Origin of the sequence: Arthrobacter sp. TB 26, from assembly GCF_000427315.1 — a bacterium.
Classification (GTDB): Bacteria; Actinomycetota; Actinomycetes; order Actinomycetales; family Micrococcaceae; genus Arthrobacter.
Genome location: NZ_AUPJ01000115.1, coordinates 1 through 4447 on the forward strand (window position 1 = coordinate 1; position 4447 = coordinate 4447).

3 protein-coding genes and 1 pseudogene are annotated in these 4447 nt (G+C 67.6%); 2 read left to right on the forward strand and 2 right to left on the reverse strand.

The annotated features are described in order from the left end of the window. Positions 1-205: 205 nt before the first annotated feature. Positions 206-1591: a glycine--tRNA ligase gene (locus tag K789_RS0103525; protein WP_024365552.1), complete on the forward strand. Its 1386-nt coding sequence runs from the start codon at positions 206-208 to the stop codon at positions 1589-1591. 798 nt (positions 1592-2389) lie between these two features. Continuing rightward, a complete protein-coding gene (locus tag K789_RS25990) occupies positions 2390-2599 on the forward strand; it encodes a hypothetical protein (protein ID WP_237739501.1) in 210 nt (69 codons plus the stop codon). Positions 2600-2682: 83 nt separating this feature from the next. Here K789_RS25990 and K789_RS0103535 read toward each other — a convergent pair whose 3' ends face one another. Continuing rightward, positions 2683-4131: a short-chain fatty acid transporter gene (locus tag K789_RS0103535; RefSeq protein WP_024365553.1), complete on the reverse strand. Its 1449-nt coding sequence runs from the start codon at positions 4129-4131 to the stop codon at positions 2683-2685. Positions 4132-4204: 73 nt separating this feature from the next. After that, positions 4205-4447, reverse strand: a pseudogene (locus K789_RS0103540) (1-acyl-sn-glycerol-3-phosphate acyltransferase); the annotation flags it as partial.

The window sequence follows — 4447 nt, forward strand, 5'->3', positions numbered from 1 at the left end:
CCGGGGACCAGCGGGCCGGTAGGCTAGGAGACGCAGCGTCCTGCACCGCCAACATTGAGCACTTCTGCTCGGCCGTGTGCCTGCTGCGTCAGCTTGTTTTGCGTTTAGTTTTTGCGTTTTGTAGTGCCCCGTCCGGCAACCAGCCGGGGTCCCGGGGCTGAGACCGCGGACCGCACCCAGCGGCCCTGTAGAAAGTGGAGTTCCCATGGCAGCAAAATCCGTCCTCGACCAGATCATTTCCCTCGCCAAGCGCAGGGGTTTCGTATTCCAGTCCGGTGAAATCTATGGTGGCTCGCGTTCTGCCTGGGACTACGGGCCCCTCGGCGCCGAGCTGAAGGAAAACATCAAGCGCCAGTGGTGGCAGTCCGTGGTCCGCGGCCGCGAAGACGTCGTCGGCCTGGACTCCGCCGTCATCCTGCCCCGCCAGGTCTGGGAAGCCTCCGGCCACGTTGACGTGTTTTCCGACCCGCTGGTCGAGTGCCTCTCCTGCCACAAGCGCTACCGCGCTGACCACCTCGAGGAAGAATACGAGGAGAAGAAGGGCCGTCCCGCCGAGAACGGCCTCAAGGACATCGCCTGCGCCAACTGCGGCACCCGCGGCGAATGGACCGAGCCCCAGGAATTCTCCGGCCTGCTCAAGACCTACCTCGGCCCGGTGGCCAGCGAAGAGGGCCTGCACTACCTGCGCCCCGAGACGGCCCAGGGCATCTTCGTCAACTTCTCCAACGTGCTCACCACGTCCCGCAAGAAGCCCCCGTTCGGCATCGGCCAGATCGGCAAGTCCTTCCGGAACGAGATCACCCCGGGAAACTTCATTTTCCGCACCCGTGAGTTCGAGCAGATGGAGATGGAATTCTTCGTTGAACCGGGCACCGACGAGCAGTGGCACCAGTACTGGATGAAGGAGCGGATGTCCTGGTACACCGGCCTCGGCATCCGGGAAGACAACCTGCGCTTCTTCGAGCACCCGCTCGAGAAGCTCAGCCACTACTCCAAGGGCACCACGGACATCGAATACCGCTTCGGCTTCCACGGTTCCGAGTGGGGCGAGCTTGAGGGCATCGCCAACCGCACCGACTTCGACCTCTCCACGCACTCCAAGGCCTCCGGCCAGGACCTGAGCTACTTCAACCAGGCCACCAACGAGCGCTACACCCCGTACGTGATTGAACCGGCCGCCGGCCTCACCCGTTCCTTCATGGCGTTTATGATCGACGCGTACACCGAGGACGAGGCACCCAACGCCAAGGGCGGCGTCGACATCCGCACCGTGCTCAAGCTCGATCCGCGTCTGGCGCCGGTCAAGGCAGCCGTGCTGCCGCTGAGCCGCAACGAGGACCTGTCCCCGAAGGCCAAGGACCTCGCCGCCCAGCTGCGCAAGAACTGGAACATCGAGTTCGACGACGCCGGCGCGATCGGCCGCCGCTACCGCCGCCAGGACGAGATCGGCACGCCGTTCTGCATCACCGTGGACTTCGAGACCCTGGATGACCAGGCCGTCACGATCCGCGAACGCGACACCATGAGCCAGGAACGCGTCTCCCTGGACAAGGTGGAGGGCTATCTGGCCGCACGGCTGATCGGCGCCTGATCATGGCGATCGCATACCGTGAATGGCGCGACGGCGATGACCTCGCCCTGCTTGAAATCTGGGGCGGACCCGAAACCGAGCAGGCCCGGCAGTTCCGCGGCACCCTGGCACCGTCAGGCAACGCGCCGTGGCGGCGTTGCATCGTGGCCGAGGACGTTGTCGACGGCGTGGCCATCCCGGTCGCGGCCGGAGTGGTCCACGAGGCATCGCTGCATCCGGAACGGCTCTGGGCCTATGTCGAGGTCGATCGGCTCCACCGCCGCACCGGCGTCGGCTCCACGCTGCTGACCATGCTGCGGCACGAGGCGGCGCAGTCGCCGTCGGGCGTCACCCGGCTCCGGACCAAGGTGGAGCCGGGCACCCCCGGCGCGGCCTTCGCCGAGGCGGCGGGCCTGGCCCCGATCCAGCGGTCCCGGCTGGTCGTCGTCGAGCCCGGGGCGCTCAAGCTCCCCGTCTTCGGCGACGGTTCGGAGGCTGCCGCCGCCGAGCAGGTCGAGGACCTGGCCACCGGTTCGGTGGAGCTCAGCGACGTCGTGGGCCGGTACTACACGGCCGTCCACGGGTGGGACAGCCCCGGCGAGCTCAGCATTGCCACGGTCCAGCGGCTGTTCCTCGACGAACTCAGCGGCGCACACGGCGCGATTGTGCTGCGCGCCCCGAAGGCCAGCGCCTTCGGCCAGGGCGTGCCCGCCAGCAGGAAGGGCCGGCTGGAGGCCTTTGCCATCAGCTACGCGGAACTCGCCCCTTCAGGGGACAACGCGGCGGGNNGCGGACGCGCCCGCCGGCCAGCCCACCGACGTGTTCCTGGGCCATGATCCGAAACTCCCCGCGGACGAGGCCCGGGCCGCTGTCCGGGACCTGCTGGCGCTGATTGCGTTCCAGCACCCGGTACTGCTGGAACTGGACGACTCGATGGAGGCGCTGCGCGCCGTCGTCGAGCCGCTGCTGGAGAGCGGCAAGGCCCGCGTCCAGGGCGCCGAGACCCTGGTGGTCTCCGACCCTGCGTAAAGCCCCTTAACCCAACTGACCCGCAGTTATGGCCGTTATGAAGCGTGAAAACGGCCACAGCTGCGGGTCAGTTGCGCTTAACGCTACTTGCCCGGCGGCAGCACCGGCGGAACGAAGTCGAACGTCTCCCCGAGCAGCCAGACGAGCAGCAGCACCACCGGCAGGTGGAACACGAACTGCAGGAACGTGAAGCCGACCAGGTCGCGGGCCCGCAGCTTCAGCACCGCGAGCAGCGGCAGCATAAAGAACGGGTTGATTAGGTTCGGCAGGGCCTCGGCGATGTTGTAGATCTGCACCGTCCAGCCGAGGTTCATCTGCACATCAGTGGCGGACTGCATGACGTACGGCGCCTCGACGAGCCACTTGCCGCCGCCCGAGGGGACCAGCAGGCCCAGCAGGGCCGTGTACAGCGCAATGACGACGGCGAACCCGCCGCCGCTGCCGATGTCCGAGAAGAACTCGGCCAGGTGCGCCGAGATGGTCATGCCGCCGTGGCCGGTGGCCTTGGTCAGGATCGCGGCCATCGCGGCGTAGAGCGGGAACTGGACCAGGATGCCGGCCGTGGCCGGGACGGCCTTGGTGACGGCCTGGAGGAAGTTCCGTGGGGTGCCGTGCAGCACCAGGCCCAGGATCAGGAACACCAGCAGGTAGCCGTTGAGGCTGCTCACCACGGTCAGGAAGGGCTTGGTCAGGAACTGCGAGACCAGCCAGCCCAGGGTCAGGATGCCGGCCAGGATCGGCAGAATCATGCTGTATTCAAGCCATTCGCCCGGGCGGGAGCGCGGCGCCGGTTCGCTCGGTTCGTCGTCGAGGTCGACGCCGAGGTCCGCTGCGGTGCGGATTGACCCGCCCTGGGGGGCCGAGAAGTGCGCGATCACCGTGGTGAGGGCCATCAGGATGGCCAGGGTCAGCAGTGACTGCCAGGTGAAAATCGTGGTGCCGAAGTCCAGTATGCCGGTGATCTTCAGCAGGGCCGGCGGCAGCGACGCGGCGGTGGCCTGCAGCTGCGCCGCGGAGGAGGACAGGCCAAGCGCCCAGACGGCACCGAGGCCCATGAACGCTGCGGCGCCGAGCGCGCGGTAGTCCACGGTCAGGTCCTTGCGGCGGGCGATGGCGCGGGCCAGCAGGCCGCCGAAGATCAGGCTCAGGCCCCAGTTGAGGAAGGACACCGACATCGACATCAGCGCCACGAAGCTCACGGCGGTGCGTGCGGTGGCCGGGATGAGGGCCAGCCGGTTGATCAGTTTGGCCACGGGCGGGGAGGTCGCCACGACGTAGCCGGTCAGCACCACCATGGCCATCTGCAGCGTGAACGCGGTCAGGTCCCAGAAACCGTTGCCGAAGGAATCGGCGATTGACTGGGGCGAGGCGCCGATGGCCAGGGCGGCCGCCGCGATGATGATGACGCCGGCCAGGGCGAAGATGTAGGCGTCCGGGAACCATTTCTCGGTCCACGCCGCCATCCGTTGGGCTATGCGGGCGAGACCGCGTTCTTCGCCGATTCCGCTTTTCGTCAGGACTGTGTTTGCCACAGAAGAGTACCTCTCCATTGAGTGCGATTTTGTACCCGATGGAGTTTAGTCAGGACGCTCGCGGTAACCGGGCTTATCGGCGCCGGCCGCCTGCGCGCCGCGGGGCTTCGGCCTCGTCCAGCCGCTGGCGCTCTTCCTCGGTGGGTGCTCCGCCGCCAAGCTCCGCCGGCATCCACCACGCGCCCGGGGCCGGCGTCAGGGGAAAGTCCGCGATGCAGGCGTCGATCCCGGCCTGGAGGGTTGCGCGCAGCGCCTCGATGGCGGCCTGGGCGTCCCGGGACGGGCCAACATGGACCGGTTCGCCGACGTGGATCCG